Annotated in this window: 13 protein-coding genes; all 13 read right to left on the bottom strand. The window is 49.2% G+C overall.

Going from position 1 to position 17449, the window contains the following annotated elements; all coding sequences use genetic code 11:
• Positions 1 to 211: 211 nt before the first annotated feature.
• Positions 212 to 1621, bottom strand: a complete 1410-nt coding sequence (locus BN8899_RS07250) for a TolC family protein (protein ID WP_065218903.1) — start codon at positions 1619 to 1621, stop codon at positions 212 to 214.
• Positions 1618 to 4749, bottom strand: coding sequence for an efflux RND transporter permease subunit (locus BN8899_RS07255; RefSeq protein ID WP_065218904.1), 3132 nt, complete (start codon positions 4747 to 4749; stop codon positions 1618 to 1620). Before BN8899_RS07255 ends, BN8899_RS07250 begins: the two co-directional genes overlap by 4 nt.
• Complete coding sequence (locus BN8899_RS07260) at positions 4746 to 5813, bottom strand: efflux RND transporter periplasmic adaptor subunit (protein ID WP_082986950.1); 1068 nt, start codon at positions 5811 to 5813, stop codon at positions 4746 to 4748. Before BN8899_RS07260 ends, BN8899_RS07255 begins: the two co-directional genes overlap by 4 nt.
• Before the next feature lie 42 nt (positions 5814 to 5855).
• A complete protein-coding gene (locus BN8899_RS07265) occupies positions 5856 to 7046 on the bottom strand; it encodes an ABC transporter permease (protein WP_065218905.1) in 1191 nt (396 codons plus the stop codon).
• Positions 7047 to 7130: 84 nt separating this feature from the next.
• A complete protein-coding gene (locus BN8899_RS07270) occupies positions 7131 to 8303 on the bottom strand; it encodes an ABC transporter permease (RefSeq protein WP_018338936.1) in 1173 nt (390 codons plus the stop codon).
• 9 nt (positions 8304 to 8312) lie between these two features.
• Positions 8313 to 9302, bottom strand: coding sequence for an HlyD family secretion protein (locus BN8899_RS07275; RefSeq protein WP_065218906.1), 990 nt, complete (start codon positions 9300 to 9302; stop codon positions 8313 to 8315).
• A 72-nt stretch (positions 9303 to 9374) separates the two neighbouring features.
• Entirely contained in the window at positions 9375 to 10817 is a 1443-nt protein-coding gene (locus BN8899_RS07280; RefSeq protein ID WP_369800408.1) for a TolC family protein, read from the bottom strand.
• Positions 10818 to 10892: 75 nt separating this feature from the next.
• Complete coding sequence (locus tag BN8899_RS07285) at positions 10893 to 11495, bottom strand: TetR/AcrR family transcriptional regulator (RefSeq protein WP_065218907.1); 603 nt, start codon at positions 11493 to 11495, stop codon at positions 10893 to 10895.
• Positions 11492 to 12091 carry a TetR/AcrR family transcriptional regulator gene (locus BN8899_RS07290; protein ID WP_065218908.1) on the bottom strand — a complete coding sequence of 200 codons (600 nt, stop codon included), beginning with the start codon at positions 12089 to 12091 and terminating at the stop codon, positions 11492 to 11494. Before BN8899_RS07290 ends, BN8899_RS07285 begins: the two co-directional genes overlap by 4 nt.
• Positions 12092 to 12344: 253 nt before the next feature.
• Positions 12345 to 14987: a zinc-dependent metalloprotease gene (locus BN8899_RS07295; protein WP_065218909.1), complete on the bottom strand. Its 2643-nt coding sequence runs from the start codon at positions 14985 to 14987 to the stop codon at positions 12345 to 12347.
• 11 nt (positions 14988 to 14998) lie between these two features.
• Positions 14999 to 16282 carry a thioredoxin fold domain-containing protein gene (locus BN8899_RS07300; RefSeq protein ID WP_065218910.1) on the bottom strand — a complete coding sequence of 428 codons (1284 nt, stop codon included), beginning with the start codon at positions 16280 to 16282 and terminating at the stop codon, positions 14999 to 15001.
• Between the two features lie 82 nt (positions 16283 to 16364).
• On the bottom strand, positions 16365 to 16793 hold the full coding sequence (locus BN8899_RS07305) for a hypothetical protein (protein WP_065218911.1): 429 nt from the start codon (positions 16791 to 16793) through the stop codon (positions 16365 to 16367).
• Positions 16794 to 16806: 13 nt separating this feature from the next.
• A complete protein-coding gene (locus BN8899_RS07310) occupies positions 16807 to 17439 on the bottom strand; it encodes a fasciclin domain-containing protein (protein ID WP_065218912.1) in 633 nt (210 codons plus the stop codon).
• Between the last annotated feature and the right edge of the window lie 10 nt (positions 17440 to 17449).

Here is a 17449-nt window from a genome sequence, read left to right on the forward strand (position 1 = left end):
ATAAAACCAACCAAATGCAAAAAATAATTCTATTAATACTTCAAGATGTAAGATTAGTGATACTCGCAAACATCCCGGTGAAAACAGGGGAAGAGCTGAAATACTTACTATCTTTGGCAAGGACCACCAGCTCCTCCTCTGTTTATAGAGGAGGAGGCAGCATAGCTGACGGAGGAATTTTAGAAGAAAATAGACTTTTGACACCCCTCAGTTACAATCTGCCCGTCGCCTTCAGATACTTCGTTTCGCTCAAACGCAACTCCGCTTTGGCATCGATCCAATCGCTCCACGCCTTTTGCCATTGGGCTTGGGCTTCCAAATAGTTCGTGATCGTTTCCATGCCCACCTCATACTGGTTCTTGCTCACGGTCAAGTTTTCTTCCGCCTGGCACAACGACTTACGGGTCAAAGTTACCCGGGTACAGGCATCCTCGATATTATAACGGGCACGGGCTATTTCGAGCAACATCAGTTGGGTCATTTCCTCCATCTTCAATCGGCTCATCTCCTGTTCAGCCTTCATAGCCTTGATCTTACCCCGACCTTCACCCCAATTGTACAAAGGTATCTTCAACGATGCCATTGCCGTGAAAGAAGAAACATCCGTGGACTTCCCGTTCAAAGAAATACCGCCATGAAAACCGTACGATGCAGAAACCCCTAACTCCGGCAAAAAGTCCGAACGAGTCAGTGCCACTTCCCTACCCTTCAATTCCACCTCTTTCTCCAACAAGTTATACTCGGGACGCCGTTCCAATCCCCCGCTATTATCCAATATACCGGGAGTCACGTTTTCCTGCAAAGAATCGCTTACCATGACCGCTGCATGAAGGTCTATGCCGATCACCCGGCAAAGATTCATACTTGCCAATGCCCTTCCGTTCTCTGCCTTTTGTAACATCAACTCCGCCTCGTTCAGACGTACCTGCGCCTTCAACAAATCATTGCGGGAAGCCATTCCCGTTTCAAAAGCATCCGTCAAATTACGCACCAATTCGGATACAACCGCCTTATATTTCCCGGCAGAAGCAACCAGCTCCACCACTCGCAGATACTGCCAATACGCCTCGTCCGCCTCGATAATCACTTCGGCACGGCTGTATTCCTCGTTAATCTCCGCCATCTCCTTGCCGATAGATGCCATCCGGTAAGCGGAACGCACCTTTCCACCCATGTAAATAGGCTGCTCCAACATCAATCCCGCCGAATACGCCCCCCGCAATCCTAACTCCAAATCAATGTCCGGCATAAAAGCATACTGATTAAATATCGGGTTCCCATCCGGTCCGATCAAAGGTTCTTTCGTCAACGGATTCAATAGCAAATTCGGTTTCAACGTCCCGTCCAATTGGGGTACGAAAGTCGGCAAATATCCCCCGTCTATCGTGAACGAAGTCTTCTTCTGCATATACGCGTACAACCCCGTCGCCGATATTTTAGGCAAGAAATTCGCCCGATACGACTTCCAGTCCGCTTCCGCCTTCTCTCCTTGCTTCGCGGCAATTGCCATCTTCTTGCTGCTTTCCAGCGCCATTTCCCTGCACTTCTCCAAATTCAGCTGTACCTGCCCGAAAAGTGAAGTGCAAGCACACGACAATAATATAACCAGTATATATTTCATGACTCTTTACCTATTACTTTTTTCTCCTTAAAAAATACCGCATACAACACGGGAATAAACACCAGCGTGATTACCGTCCCGACCAGCAAACCGCTCATGATCGTGACCGCCATCGATCCGAACATATCATCTCCCAGCAACGGCAACATACCCAAAATCGTTGTCAACGATGCCATCATCACCGGGCGGAAACGCGAAGACGACGAATCGAGTAAAGCCTCCGTCTGGCTCTTGCCGGAAGCGATCTGCAAACCGATCTCGTCCAACAACACCACCCCGTTCTTTATCATCATGCCGATTAACCCCAAGGCACCGACAATCGCCACGAAGCCAAATTCTTTCCCACTAATCAACATCCCCAACACAATTCCGATTGCCGCCAAAGGCAAACAACAGAATATAATAATCGGCTTCTTAAAATCCTTGAACAACATAATCAGTATCGCTATCATCAAGATCACCGCCAACGGAATATTGGCAAATAAATAACGCATGGAATCCCCGCTCGCTTTATGTTCTCCCAGCCACTGCATAGCATATCCCTCCGGCAAAACGATCTCATTGATCTTCGGCAGCAACAACGACCGGGCACTCTCCGCCGTGTATCCCGGAGCATTGTTACATTGTGCCCTCATCGCACGCTGCCCGTTATAACGACGCACTACCGGGTCTTCCCACTTCATCGTGATGCCCCGTGTCGCTTGGTTCAACGGGATCGACCCGATAGTTTGTGACAACAAATCCTCGCCAGACGTGGTTCCCATCAACAGACCTTTCAACGTTTCCTCGTTCAAGGCAGCCGTCGACGGCAACATACTCCACACGGGTATATTATCCAGGGCTTCCACTTGCTCGCCCTTACTATCCAAACTCTTCAAATAAATCGGTTTCGCGTGTACCCCCTCGTAATACGAACCGAGAGGCATCCCGTCCGTGGCAGAAAGCATCGACAATCCCACGTCCGAACGGGACAAACCGATCGCCCGGGCAATAGGCTGGTAATAATTCACCATCAACGTCGGCGTCATCGGTTCCCAGTCATTCGTCACCAGCATCACGGCGGACTCATCCCGCATGATCTGTTCCGCCTGTTCCGTCAAGTCTTTCAACACCGCCGGATCGGGTCCCGTGAACATCAACTCGATAGGATACTTCTTGTACATCAAGTTATAACGCTTCATCCGCACGTAAGCATCCGGATAGTTTGCCGTCAGATAATCCTGAAGCTCGTCCATCGTTTCCTTCAACGCCTCCGGGGTCGTGTAATCCACAATCAACTCCCCGTAACTCATCGACGGTTCGGCAATCGACCGTACCAGATTATAACGGGCAGGCGTTCCCCCTATACTCGTCGTCACGTGTGTAATTTCCGGACGCTCCATCAGATATTCCTCAATCTCCGCTAGATCGGATTCCACCCGTTCCACTCTCGTGCCCTCGGGCATCTTGAATTCTATATACAACTGCGTGTAACTTAAATCCGGGAAGAACCCCTGCGGAATATACCGGTACAGAAAAGCCGTTACCGCCAATAATATCACGACCACCCCGATTGCCATCGACTTGTGCCAAAGCATAAAAGTAAGGAATTGCCGGAACAGACGGTAAATCTTACTGTCATACAAATTCTCGCCCTCCTTCTTCCGTTTCACCTTCAACGAGTGATCCGCATGGATCGGTATATGCGTCAACGCCAATACCCAGCTCAACAACAACGACACCGCCAACACGATAAACAAATCCCGCACGTATTCCCCTGTCGTATCCGGGGAAATAAATATCGGGAAAAACGCCAGTATCGCGATCACCGTGGCTCCCAACAAAGGCATTGCCGTCTTTTTCGCTATATTCGTCAGCGCCGCCGGACGCTTCACCCCTCGTTCCAAATCAACAAGAATCCCGTCGACAATCACGATAGCATTATCCACCAGCATCCCCATCGCCACGATCAAAGACCCTAACGAAACCCGTTGCAACGTACCGTCAAACAAGTAGAGCACCACGAAAGACCCCAACACGATAATCACCAGCCCCGTGCCGATAATCACTCCGCTACGGAATCCCATCGTCAGCATCAACACCAGAATCACGATAATCACCGATTCTATCAAATTCACCATAAACACCCCGATCGCGTCATTTACCCTGTCCGGTTGGAAAAACACCTTGTGAAACTCCACCCCCGTCGGAATCCGAGATTCTTTCAATTGCTGCAACTCCTCATCGACCTTCTTGCCGAGGCTCACGATATTTCCCCCCTTCTCCATCGACACGGCAAGCCCGAAAGCCCGCTTCCCGTCATAGCGCATCTCGTTGCGGGAAGGTTCCTCGTATCCTTCCGTCACGCTGGCAATATCCCGCAAGCGTAATTGATCGTTCTCGTGTCCCTGTATAATCAGATTCCTTATATCCTCGACAGACTGATAGCTATCATTGATCGCTACCCGCAAACGCTGGTCGCCGCTATTAAAATAACCGGGATACACCGTCTTGTTCTGGCTATTCAACGTGGACAATATCTCCATCGGGTGTACCCCCAGGTTTGCCATTTTATCCTGCAACACCTCTATATTGATACACGCCGTCCTATTCCCGTATATCTCCACCCGCCGTACACCTTCCACCTCCTGCAATTCCCGCTTCACCAATTGGGCATAATCCAATAATTCCTCGTCACCGATACCATCCGTCGTTATCGCATAAAACATCCCATACACATCCCCGAAATCATCCATCACCACGGAAGCACGCACCCCGTCCGGCAACTGCGCTTGCGCATTCGTCACCTTACGCCGCAAAATATCCCATTTCTGTTCCAACTCATCCGGTCCCACCGTACTCTCCAACTCCACCGTAATCATAGACAAATCCGCCATCGACTTCGACTCGATGCTACCGATAGCCCCCATCGAACGGATCGACTTCTCCAACACGTCTGTCACTTCCAGCTCCACTTGATGGGCGGAAGCTCCCGGGTAGACAGTCACCACCATAGCCTGTTTTACCTTGATTTCCGGGTCTTCCAACTTACTCATCGAAATGAAAGCAAAAACACCCCCGATCACCAGCACTGCGATGAAAAACTTCACCAGTGCCTTATTATTCAAAGCATATTCCGCGAGATTCATAACAACCCTCCCACGTTCGTCTTCGATACCGGCTTCAACAACTCGACTTCCATCCCCTCCTTCAAGCTATGCACACCCGCCGACACCACAATCTCCCCGGGAGCCAGTCCCTCGGAAACAATCACCTCTCCCGTCCTCAACAATTTATTCAGATGCACGGGACGTTTTCCCACTACCCGTCTCTCCGGATTGTACACCCACACGGAAGCCTGCCCGTTATCCTCGAAAATAGCCGACAGCGGCATAACCACCAAGGCATCCATGTTAGGATTATAATCTATCGTCACGTTCACACTCATTCCCGCCGCTATATCCAATCCCTCCACCGGTCTTAAACGCAACCGCATCCGGTACAACTGATTCAGATTCGCCTTCCGTGTAATCTCTATCAATTCCAGCGGGAACACTTTCCCCGGAAACACGTCTATCGTACAGGAAAACTCCTTAAACTGATCCTGCCGCACGAAATCACTCGACGGAATATCAATCTCCACGTCAAAATAATGACTGTTAATCATCGATACCACCGGATAACCTGCTGCCACCGTTTCATGCGCATCGTAATATTTATTCTGCACGTACCCGTCAAAAGGAGCCGTCAACCGCGTATCCTCCAACGCATTTTTATGCGCGTTATACTTCGCCGTAATCTGATTAATTCCCGACACCGCCTTATCGTAGTCATTCACCGGAACGCTTCCCCGCCGATACAACTCGATCACCCGTCCGGCTTCCTCTTTCACCTGCTTGTACTCCGCCTCTGTCGCCGACAACTGTATCTCGTAATCCCTCGGGTCTATCCGAGCCAACAACTGACCTTTCTTCACGAAAGCCCCCACTTCCGGCAGCACCTCCTTGATCGGTCCCGCCACCCGGAAAGCCAACTTCACCTCCGAAGCCGCCTTCACCTTGCCGGGGTAAATAATAGACAACTCTCCCTGATAATCTTTTACCGTATCAGCTTTCACCGTCGCCCTCGTACGCTCTTGTCCGGATTTATTACTCCCGCAAGCACACAATAACATAACTATTCCTAGTAAAGGAAGCACTACACCTTTCATCATCTTTTCATTTAAATATTCAGATTCAGTCTTCTTTAGTCCATGTTACGAAATTACTAAATCTTTTTTATTTTTCAGCTTTCTATACTCTATTTTATACAACAAACATGCCACAATGAAATATACCAGCGCTAAAATCCACAATCCCCAAAACTCCGGCAACACCTCCGACAACGTGGCTCCCGTGTTATTCATCTTCACGAAACCATCAATCCCGTACGACGAGGGGAACAACTTGCTGAACCACACCCAATACTCGGGAATAGCCGACTTCGGCCACGATATTCCCGATATAAACATCAACGGTACCGACGTGAACACGAATATCAAAAACGGCATCTCCCGCTCCCGGCTCAAGAACGACATCGCTATCGCGAAAAACGCACACGCCAGCAAAAACGGGAACAAAAACAGCATCAACTCCCCCCGCTCCCCGATCTGCGTCATCCCGAACAACCGGGGCACGATAAAGAATACCCAATACCCCATCACAAAATAAATAGGCAGATAAGCGAACGCCTTACCCAACACCACCCGTGCCGGGCGACAGAAATGACACCCCACGGGTAACCGGCTTCCCTTGCGCCGCCTATCCCGTTCGGTTCCGGCTATCGTCCCCACGCCCAACAACAACGACTGCTGAATCACCAGAATCAATACCGCCGGGATAAGAAAAGAAGTAAAACCACCCTGCGGGTTAAACATTTTCACGTCTTGAATCTTCACGGGCGACGCCTTAATTTCCTCCGTGATCTTCGTGGCATACTCCATACCCCGAATCTGTATATCTTTACTCATCTGCAACGCCACGTCCGTTCCCGCCATCAGCAAAGCCTTGTAATTCAGCAATGCACCCATATCACAGAACAACGACACGTGCGCCTGCTCCCCCAGAGCAATATTTCGGCTAAAATTCTCCGGGATCTCCAGAATCCCGTAAATATCCTTCTTGTACATCAGCATCTTCGCCTCCTCCATATCCGCACAACGGGCTACCACATCCACGCTCGCCGTCGCATCCCAGTTCCGTACAAACTCTCGGCTCGCCGACGATTGGGAGTGATCGACCACGGCAACCGGCACCTCATGTGCCACCTCGTTGCTGTAAATAAACGTGTACACGACCGGATAAGCCAACGTCAACGCCAAAAAGAAAGTCAACACGGCATGATCCCGGAATACCGAATAAAACTCCCGCTTGAAAACGTAATATATGTCAGTCCAAAAAAACATCATCTCATTTTAGATTTTAAATTCCAACCTGCAACTTGCCGCAGACAAATTCAACTTGAAACCTGCAACCCGTAAACCGCAAGCGGTTTACGGCAAATATTTAAACTCCAACAAATCCTGCTTCAGCTTCGGCAAAATAAACAGAGGCAAAAACAGGAAAACGATCAATGCCGCATAATTCAACCACGAATAAATCAGCGGGATACCATTCAACGCCTGATCCACGTATATCAAAAAATAATGACGCATCTGGAACAGGTTCGAGGCAATCTGTGCCAACTCCGGCATCGAGCGCACCGGATACGTGAAACCGCAAATCGAAAACGACAACACTCCCCACAAAGCACATACACTCAATGCGATCCTACTTCGCCGGCTAATTCCCGTCACGAACAACGCAAAACACTGCGAAGAAAGGATCATCAGCACCATCGCCAAGAACATCGGGAAGAAACCACTATTCAACGGGAAATGCGCGTACCCGTAAAGCAAGGAAAGGTACAACATTCCCATCGCAGTGAAAACAATCGCCTGCGGAGCCAATTTTCCCAATAATGCCACAACAATAGAATTATTGCCGACACGCAACCATTCCTTCGAAGTCTTCCGCTTGATCTCATCGCTGATACTGTACACCGTGGTGAACATCACGAACATACACAAGAAAGCGGGTAACAAAAAATTCGCCAGATAAATAGAGTAACTCAACCACGGGTTATTCAACGGGTGAGTATCCAACACCACCGGCATCAGCTTCGCCGCCAACACGGGTTGGTTCTCCCCCCTCGCCAACAGCAATGTCTGCTGCACCGCCCCGTTCGCCAAATTCGCCTGCATACGCATATCCTTGTATAACAACGACCCCGCTAAAAAATAAGTATCATTCGTGTAGAACGACAGCACGGGTTCACTCCCCGTCGAGGCATCCCTCCGAAAATCTGCCGGAATATAAAATATCCCATACACCTCACCCCGCTGCAAAGCCTCCCTCGCCTCGCTGAAATTCGCCGTCCGCATCACCACATCCGTTTGGGCAAAGGCATTCAACGAACGTACCAGCGAACGGGAAGTCGTCGTGTTATCCTCGTCCACCACCGCCACGGGCAACTTCTTCGGCAGCCCATCTTTCAACAAATCCATGAAAAACAAGAAACAGAACAGCGGGGCAAATACCATCACGAACCAGTAAATCCGCCGCCCCGCCAGCATCCGAATCTCCCGCTTCATCAGCGCCCCCACCGCTTTTATATTTTCACGCATATATTAATTTTAAATTTTCTTCAGAACACTCATCCCCGGTCTTAGCCCTTCCACCTTCTCCATCGGCACCGCCTTCACCTCGAAAGTCTTCACGTCATATTGTCCGGTCGTCTTCGTCGCCCTCCAAGCGGCATAAGTACCCATATTCTTCAGGTAAGTCACCTTCAAGGATACCTCCTTATTCCCCAATGCCGGGATATACCCCTTGAACTCCGTCCCCATCTTCAAATCTCCCAACAAATCCTCCCTCACGTTAAACACAACCCACATATCCTCCAAGTCCAGCACATTCATCACCGGGGAACCCGTCCCAACCAACTCGCCCACCTTCGGGTAACGTTCCGAAATCTCCCCGTCTATCGGCGAGATCAAAAAAGTTTCCTTGATATAAGAACTCACTTCTTCCACCGCCCCTTTAGCCCGGCTCACTTGAGCCTCGGCAGCCTCTTTGTCCTCTTTCTCCGCCCCGTTACGAGCCATTTCGTACTGGGCTTTTGCCGCCTGCTCGGTCGCCAGCATCGCTTTATAATTTGCCTCAGCCTCATCCCGCTTCTGCGCGGACATCACCTCGCCCTCGTACAACTTCTGCACCCGCTCGTACGATTTCTTGGCAACATCAAGTGCCGCCTGAGCTTTTTTCCACGTCTGGAAAGCCATCGTCTTCTGTTCCTCCCGCGCACCCTTCTGAGCCTTATTACTTAGAGCCTGAGCCGCCTCTTCCGCCGCCTGAGCCTGATTATACTTCGCCATCACTTCCGGGCTGTCCAAAATGGCAACCGTGTCGCCTCTCTTCACCCGATCCCCCTCGTTCACGAGGAACTTCTCTATTCTTCCCGGCACCTTACCGGAAATCCGCACTTCCGTAGCCTCCGCTTCCCCTTGTATCACCTCCGGCACCGGCTCCCAAAATATAAATCCAAAAACAGCCACCAAAAATACGATGACGACAATCCCCGTAAACATCAATACCTTTCCGCTAACCTTCTTTTCCTCTTTCATAACCTTTTTATATAATAATCACTATACCATCAATCATCCAATCTCCGAATTTCTCAATCTAAAATCACTAAATCACAAATCTAAAATTCCATATGCTTTTTCCAGATAAACCTTACACAACCTCGCCTCGATCCGCGTGTCTATCAATTCCGAATTTGCCGACAACCAAGCTGTCTGTGCTTCCAGCACGTTCAACACGGGAATCGTCCCCTCCCGAAAACCTAGATCGGCAAACTTCAAGTTCTCCTCCGCACGTTCCAAATTCTTCTCCGCCATCGCCAGCTTCTTCGCCACCTCTTTCATCTTAAACTCCGCTTGATGCACCTGCAACTCGATCTGCTCCTTCGCCTCCTCCAACCTGTAATTCATGGCATTCGTCTGAGCCTTCGCGTTCCGCAGGCTCTTGCGGGAAGCCCCCCAGTGGAAAACCGGGGCTTTTATCCCCACGCCCACGCTCCACATCCCCTCGAACTTGGTACTGATCCCATCAAAGAAAGAGGGCGTCATACTCATATAATTAGCCGTCAATGCCACGGTAGGCAAATACTCGGACAAAGCCAACTTTTCCTTTTTCTTGTATATATCCGCAGCCAGTTGCAGGCTCGCCACCTCCGGGCGACGGCTATACACTTGGTCAAGCGTCTCCTCGGGCACCTCCTCCACCTCCGTGTCGGTCATTTCTTCCTTCAACGTCACAATCGTATCCGTCGGCAACCCGCAAATCTGGTTCAGCAACATCCGGGACAAACTCAACCCGTTGTCCACCTTCGTCTGCACCATCTCCCCCTCGTTCAACTTCACCCGCACGGAAAGCACGTCCGCCTTCGTCGCCACTCCCGTCGTGTGCATCAACTCCACGTCCTTCACGAACTTCTGCAACGTCTCCACATACTTGTCCGCCAACTTCTTCCGGTTCACCAATGAAACAATCTGCCAGTAAGCCTCGTCCGTTGCGAGGATCACGTTCTGCACTTCCCCCGAGCGCTTGCTCTTTGCCAACTGCTCCGACAACCCGGCTATCTGATTATAGGCACGAATCTTTCCCCCCATGTACACCGGTTGCGTCAACCCCACCTGCACCACCCCGACATTCCTGGCATCCACCGTCATCGCCTCCTTCGGCAGAAGGGCAACTTTATCCGGAACATATTGACCATTTACAACAAGAGGCTTTCCATCCGTTCCAACTTTCAAATCTGGTGTAAACTTTCCATCCGCTCCAAAAGATCCCACGGGCAAATACGCATTCTCCGACAAAAGATTAATTTCTTTTTGATTACGCAAGTACACCCCCATAGCATCAATACCCGGCAAATACTTCGTGAACGCCTCGGCTTTTTGAGCCTCGCTTGCCTTCACCTCCTCGTCTGCAATTTTCAGTTTCTTGTTATTCTCTATCGCCAAACGTCGGCAATCCTCCAGGCTCAACGCTTTTTGTGCATTCACGGACAACGTAAAACACAGAAAAACAACACTCCAACCTATTCCCGATTTACATACTGTAAACATTTTCATTACCTTATCGTTTTTATTTTCCTTTTTCAATCCTCTCTATTTTTATACTTTTCGGTATGTTTCTCTATACAAATCTTAGTGCACTTTCACGAGCGAATAAAGTTGCTCGTACTGGTAACGCACGGAAGATAAAGCGTAAGCAATATCTTGATGCATGACCACGTAATTAATCAACCCAATGCTAATATTCAGCAAATTCTTTGCCAAAATAGACGTATCCACATCATCCCGAATCTCTTTATTTCTCTTCGCCTCCAAAATCACCCCTTCCAACTTCGACATCCACGAAGCCTTCGTGTTTCCCACCATCTGCTTGAACTCCGGATAAAGCGAGATCACCTCCACCATCAACGACAAGCACAAAATCTCCGGAATATCACTATCGAACCGCTTCGCCCCGTAATTCTCGATCTCCATCAAATTATGAATCGTCAAGTCGATAAACTCCCGCAAGGAATGTACCCGGCTGATCTCCTCCGCCCTCCGGCAATTCAACATCCGGTAATACCTCGTGACGCCCTCCTTCAACACTTCCTCCTTGTTCAGGAAATGATAATAAAAGGTACCTTTCGTCATCCCCACGGCTTTTTCCAAATCCGTGAGCGTAACCGCCTTATATCCCTTTTTCAGGAACAACAAAAACGACTTCTCGATGATAGTATCCCTTGTTCCGCTCATTTCTTTATCAACATATAATACTGTTCAAACTGCATCCGCATATCGGAAAAAATGTACTGGAAATTCGGGTCGTCAAACTCAATGTTCAACATACTGCTCGACACCGATATCAGATTACGGGCAAGCGCCGAGGTATCCAACGTTTCCCGTATCTCCCCGCTCTGCTTCGCCTTCAGAATCACGTGTTCCCAACGAGTCAACCGCATCTTCGACAACGTGTAAATCCGTTCCCTGAAATCGGGAAACAACGGTGCCACCTCCAACACCAGCTGGAAAAACAACACTTCCAAAACAAAACACCCGAATAATTTCTGCGACAAATCGGCTCCTTCCTCCTTGTTCCGGATCACCAGATCGATATACTCCCGCAACGACGCCACCCGCTCCACATCCTCGTCCGTCTCTTCCCGCATCACACTGAAATAACGCTCGATACCCGCTTCCAGTATCTCCTGCTTATCCTTAAAATAATAATAGAACGCCCCCTTCGTCAACCCCGTAGCCTGTTCCAAATCCTTCAAAGACGTGGCTTTATACCCCCGGTTCAAAAACTGGAGAAACGACTTCTTTACTATTTCATCCCGAAGTTCAGCCATAAAACCATTTGTTATTCTCTCGCAAAGATAGAGATAAAAACCGAAATATAACTATCGTACGTTAAAAGTGCATAAACAGTTACCGACATCAAAAGATTTTGTCACCTACAAAACATGGTAGAACACCATCTTATTTAATAAGCAGGGGTAAACCTACAAAAGATCTGGTAGAAATAAATGCCTTTTGTTTCCCCTTCATTTGAAAAGAAGGTAAACAAAAGGCATACATAGCTAAAAATGATTATATAACTGGTTATTCCATTCTATGCAATGATTTTATTTGATACAAAATGGATTGATAATGTGCCCGATCCGAAGGATTCGCCGTTCTCAACCGCCCCTCGATCAACTTCCGTATCTTATCGAACATATCCATAATATATGCGAACGACTCGTCTATCGGCTCCACGTTCACCCTCTTTTGCCAACCGTAAGGGTCTACACCGATAGCGTTATGCAACAGCAACCTCTCCGTCACGAATTCCGACCCGTACTCCCTCTCGAACTCGACCAAACGCTCCCGGAAACGCCGCACGAAACCACTCCCGTCCAGACCGGACTCGATAACTTCATCCACGCTCATCGTCATCATGCCACTTTCCGTCGCCCCGGTCAACGCCCTGCCATCCTGACGCATCACACCTCTCGCCTTCTCCAAATTCATCGACACGCACAACCGCTGCAAAGCCTTCTCCCCTTCCGTCAACTTTCCTCCCCGGGCAACAGCAACCCAAATACCCGTGTAAATATCATCGTAATAATCTTTCACCGTGTAAGGCTTCTCTGTCAAATGAGAAGAGAACGTCACGAAAGGCGCACGCCCGAACAGCATCCTGCCTGCCACCCCTCTCAACAACGACGAATACTTCAGCGACAACCTCTTCTTGCTCAACTCCTGCTCGTCCAACCAACCGCTCCCTTGCAATTCCCGGATAGCCCACAACATCGAATTCCGTTGCACCTCCCGGGGCAATGACCGGTAACGCTCATCCGCGACACCCTCCTTCACCGTTTGCAAATCAACACCTCCCACCTGATGCAACACGTTAGCGATATAACCGAAATACTGGTTCACGATCTGGAAATACAAATCCATCCGGTACTCCGAAAACTCGTCATTCCCCACCCACGTGTTCACGTTAGGCAGGATATACTTCAAATTCTTAATCCCGTAATCACCGGCTTTTATCGGGTCATCTCCCAAATCTTCCGACAAAGCTCCCGGGTCATAAACCGCCAATATCTGCTGCTGCCCGTAGCGGTACATCGGGTCGCCAGCCTTCTCGTCCACCCACTCCCGCACGACCTCAGCCTCCTCCTCCACAGTCTTCTTTCCCGCCACCGGGGAATACAGCCATTTGATGACATACTCGTCATAAACCCCTATCTCCGGCGGAGTCAACTTCACCCCTTCATCCCCGGGTTGCGCCACGTAATTAAAACGAGCGTAATCCATGATCGAGGGCGTCGTCCCGTACTTTCGCGTAAAACTTGCAGAACGCAACGAATCCACCGGGAAGGCATGCGAAGCCTTCATGTTGTGCATCAGTCCCAGCGTGTGCCCTATCTCATGAGCCACCAGGTAAGCCAAAGCCTCCTCCAAACGCTTGCCCGACAACACTCCCGACCGAACCGAATCATCCACTTGTGCCGTCTGCACAAACATCCATTGCGTTGCCAACTTCACCGCATCATTATAAATAATCACCGAAGCATTCACGATTTCCCCCGTGGCAGGATCCACCCACGAAGGTCCCATGGCATTCTCTATCCCCACGGGACAATACCGGATACAAGAATACTTCAAATTATCTGGGTCAAACTCCGGGTCATCCAACGGAAAATCACGCACACGGACGGCATTCTTGAAACCGATCTGCTCAAACGCCTTATTCCAGCGCAACACCCCCTCCTTCAACGGCTTCTTCCAAGCCTCGGGGAACGTGTTGTCCAGATAATACACGATCGGCTTTTTCGGCTCCACCAGTTCACCCCGCTCCCATGCCTCCATGTTGCGAGGCTCCAAACGCCAACGGTTCGCGTAAGAATAATACTTCGCCCCCCTCTCGGAAGACATCTCCTGCTTCCCCGTCAAGAACACCCCGACCCGGGGATCCGAGATTCTCGGCTTCATCTTCTTTTCGGGCAACAACAGCACGCTTTTCACCGAATTCACCGTCACATCCCCCAGCCCGATAAACGTTTCTCCATACTTCAACGCACAAGCATACGTTTCCTTCATCTCGATAGAAACATTATCGTCAAAAGCCTTGATCGCACCGATAGACGACAAATTCTTCTTCAACTCTCCCACGAGCGGCAATCCTTCAAAATACCCCCCTATCGGCGACAACCGGGTATTCTTCTCCGTGAAAAACTCCGTCACCTCGAACACAACAGCAGAACGGTCCGTGTTGTAAGTCACCACCTTCATCTTCTGCTGCTTGACATCCATAAAGCTATTCTCTGCCGCCTTCTCCAGATGCTTCTCTCCCTCCCCGTAAGTCACGTAAGTATTCCGTTCGCACATGAAAACCGTGCTATCCTCCAGCACAAACCGCACGTGCATCGGAGTCTTCACCTTGTACCCCACGTTCACGAGCAACGGCTCACTCGTGGCGGCAGCCGTGTTGGCTATCAACAAATCCCACCCCATGTATTTCAACGGGTACTCGAAATAAATCTTACCCCCAAGCCTATGCACCGTGATAAACCATCCCTTTACCGACCGCAACCCTTCCGCTTCAAGGAATACCTCGTATTTAGACTTCTCCGGAGCCACAGTTTCCGTCTTCGCATTCTTCTTCTTTTTACCCCAAGCATAAACATCCGAAGCGTTCAGTACACACAAAAACAGCATCCCGAACAACAACCACCTGTTCACATTTCCTCTCATACCCGCAACTTTTAATTTCCTCCATTCAAGGAAGCGACCTTCTGTTTCAAAAATGCTTGCAACTCCGCATTTTTCGACTGCATACTGATAATATAGGCTTGATTATAGCAAGCTTTAGCGTTTTCCCTGTCGCCCGCGGCAAGGAAACAATCCCCTTTCGTCATGGGAACCCACAACTTCATCCCGGCATCAAGATCCTGTTGCGCCCCGATCACGTCTATCCAAGCCATGCACACCTTAAAAGTCTTTTCCGTGAATTTCTTGCCTGTCGCCTTTCCCAAATCAATAACCGCGTTGTACAAATCCTTCCATCTCAATTTATCCCCCAACACTTTAAAGTACTCGTTTTTAACATCCACGTAAGCATCCTGATCCTTCTTCCCGTGAAGCCAGTAATCCGCATCCGCCTGGTAACGCATCACGGTATCCATGCCCACGAAACTCTTCACCGTGGCATACGCCCGGGCTAGATCGCCGCCAACGCGCTCCACGGCTTCCATGTAAGCCTCGTTGCCGGAATACGTCAGGCGCCCGATAAGCTCCATGTTCCGATCCACCAAAAAGCCGGCAACTTCCTCTTCTGAAATGATTTCCGAAAAACGGTCGTAATTTTCCAAAACAAACTCGAATATCGGGTCAAACAACTTCGCCTCATCCAAATAAGACGTCAATATCTTGAAATCCTTCGCGTTCACCATGTCGCCCATATCTTTATCACTCACGTACCTCTGCAACAGAGCCTTCACCTCCCCCGTCCAACTATCCAACGTTTCTCCCTGCAATACCGGCAGAAAAGACAAAGCCTCCAGCAAAGCCGTCTGCATGGACTCCAAAGAATAATCGCTGGCTGTCACCGCGCCGAACAAATCTTCTAACGAGGGACTCTCGTGCAACATCACCCGCCCGATATGCTCGAATACCTCTTTCGGGATATCCCCCACGATCCGGTAAGCCTCCTTGCCGGTTTCATTCAACCAGATCACCAGCGGCACTTCCGTCACCCGGTATTTTTGAATCAATGCCGTGTTCTTCTTATCGGCTTCCACCTGTATATTCATAAAGCGTTTGTTATACAAGGCGCCTAACGTATCGTTCGCGAGCACACCTTTTTCCAGCAGTGTACAAGGTTCCGCGTCTTTCAAACGGAAATACAACAACGTCGGCAATTTGCCTTCCCGGGCCTCCGCCTCGGCTTTCTCGAACTTGCCCTTGTAAAAAGCCACCCCCTGAGCCTTCACGTCATTCATGACAACGTTCGCCACGAACACCGAAAACAATATAAATAATTTCCACATATACTTGATTATTTGACGACTTTAACTTAAAGGAGTCGCAGTTTTACAGCGACTCCTTTAGCTAAAGCACTAAAACACAATATTACTCGATTACCTCAAAAGTATAAACATTCTCTATCACCCGACTATACCCGTCATTCGACAAGCGAAGCGACACGGTATAAAATCCCGGTCGAGCGTTATTCTCCAAAGGATACATCATAACGCCACCACCCTTCACCACCAATTCCTTTTTGAATATAGCCGCGGCCTCCTCTCCCAGGCTTGAAGTCACAGACTCCAATTGAAAATAAATCGGTTGCGTACCCTCGTATCCTTGCAAGCCCAAGGTTACCCAATATGAATTGTCTTTCATCCGAAAAGAATCCAAATCCCAAATCGGATTCTTGCGAATAATCGACGTGTCCGGGTCATACGAGGCATTCTCCACGTTCAAATATCCCACGGTCGTTTCGTGGCAAGCACAAACGGCAAGCATCAATACAGCAGCCCACAATATTATATGTTTCATAAACTATCCATTTTTATTTTTCTTCTTGACCAAGTGTAAACCAATACTCGAGTGCATGTACCACTCCATTGTCCTGTTCCATATCACCGGAAGAAATATCAAACTCCCGGCTCGCTTTTTTGAAATACACGAAAATCGGTCTCGCTCCATTCTCTACAATTCCACCTTTTTCATCTACCCAAGTACGCACCCAAAGTTCCGTGCCTCCCAAAGTAGGAAGCGTGATACCTCCCGTTCCGATAGAACCGAAATCTCCCGGTTCCCCGATAGGGAAATCTGTCCTGAAATGCTTCCCGTCCACCACATGTTGCAACAAGATGGATTTACACCACTCCGCGTCCAAATCCCTCACTTGCTTGATGTCATTTTGCAACAAATAACGCCGTATCGAGTGATTGGTCATCCCGAAAAAAGTTATTTCCGGATGTTTTTCATCCTTTCCCTCGAACAACTTCACCATATCTTCTCCCGCGTGACGAATCATGATTGCCGTCGAGTCCCAATCGTAGGAATGTGCCTCCAGATACTCTAAAGTATTCCCGTCAAAACGTCCCTTGCTGTTGCCCGTACTAATGAAATTGTCTTTCGTGCAACCGATAGAAAGTAGCAATAATGCGGTTACTATTATCAAATATGCTTTTTTCATCTTTTCCCCT

The sequence above is a fragment of the Butyricimonas sp. Marseille-P2440 genome, from assembly GCF_900091675.1.
Lineage (GTDB): Bacteria > Bacteroidota > Bacteroidia > Bacteroidales > Marinifilaceae > Butyricimonas > Butyricimonas synergistica.

Bases quoted from the DNA above. Each gene is read 5' to 3' on its own strand.
- BN8899_RS07305 (WP_065218911.1), bottom strand. From the start codon at position 16,793: ATGAAACATATAATATTGTGGGCTGCTGTATTGATGCTTGCCGTTTGT.
- BN8899_RS07310 (WP_065218912.1), bottom strand. From the start codon at position 17,439: ATGAAAAAAGCATATTTGATAATAGTAACCGCATTATTGCTACTTTCT.
- BN8899_RS07270 (WP_018338936.1), bottom strand. From the start codon at position 8,303: ATGCGTGAAAATATAAAAGCGGTGGGGGCGCTGATGAAGCGGGAGATT.
- BN8899_RS07285 (WP_065218907.1), bottom strand. From the start codon at position 11,495: ATGAGCGGAACAAGGGATACTATCATCGAGAAGTCGTTTTTGTTGTTC.
- BN8899_RS07275 (WP_065218906.1), bottom strand. From the start codon at position 9,302: ATGAAAGAGGAAAAGAAGGTTAGCGGAAAGGTATTGATGTTTACGGGG.
- BN8899_RS07265 (WP_065218905.1), bottom strand. From the start codon at position 7,046: ATGATGTTTTTTTGGACTGACATATATTACGTTTTCAAGCGGGAGTTT.
- BN8899_RS07250 (WP_065218903.1), bottom strand. From the start codon at position 1,621: ATGAAATATATACTGGTTATATTATTGTCGTGTGCTTGCACTTCACTT.
- BN8899_RS07290 (WP_065218908.1), bottom strand. From the start codon at position 12,091: ATGGCTGAACTTCGGGATGAAATAGTAAAGAAGTCGTTTCTCCAGTTT.
- BN8899_RS07260 (WP_082986950.1), bottom strand. From the start codon at position 5,813: ATGATGAAAGGTGTAGTGCTTCCTTTACTAGGAATAGTTATGTTATTG.
- BN8899_RS07300 (WP_065218910.1), bottom strand. From the start codon at position 16,282: ATGTGGAAATTATTTATATTGTTTTCGGTGTTCGTGGCGAACGTTGTC.
- BN8899_RS07255 (WP_065218904.1), bottom strand. From the start codon at position 4,749: ATGAATCTCGCGGAATATGCTTTGAATAATAAGGCACTGGTGAAGTTT.
- BN8899_RS07280 (WP_369800408.1), bottom strand. From the start codon at position 10,817: ATGAAAATGTTTACAGTATGTAAATCGGGAATAGGTTGGAGTGTTGTT.
- BN8899_RS07295 (WP_065218909.1), bottom strand. From the start codon at position 14,987: ATGAGAGGAAATGTGAACAGGTGGTTGTTGTTCGGGATGCTGTTTTTG.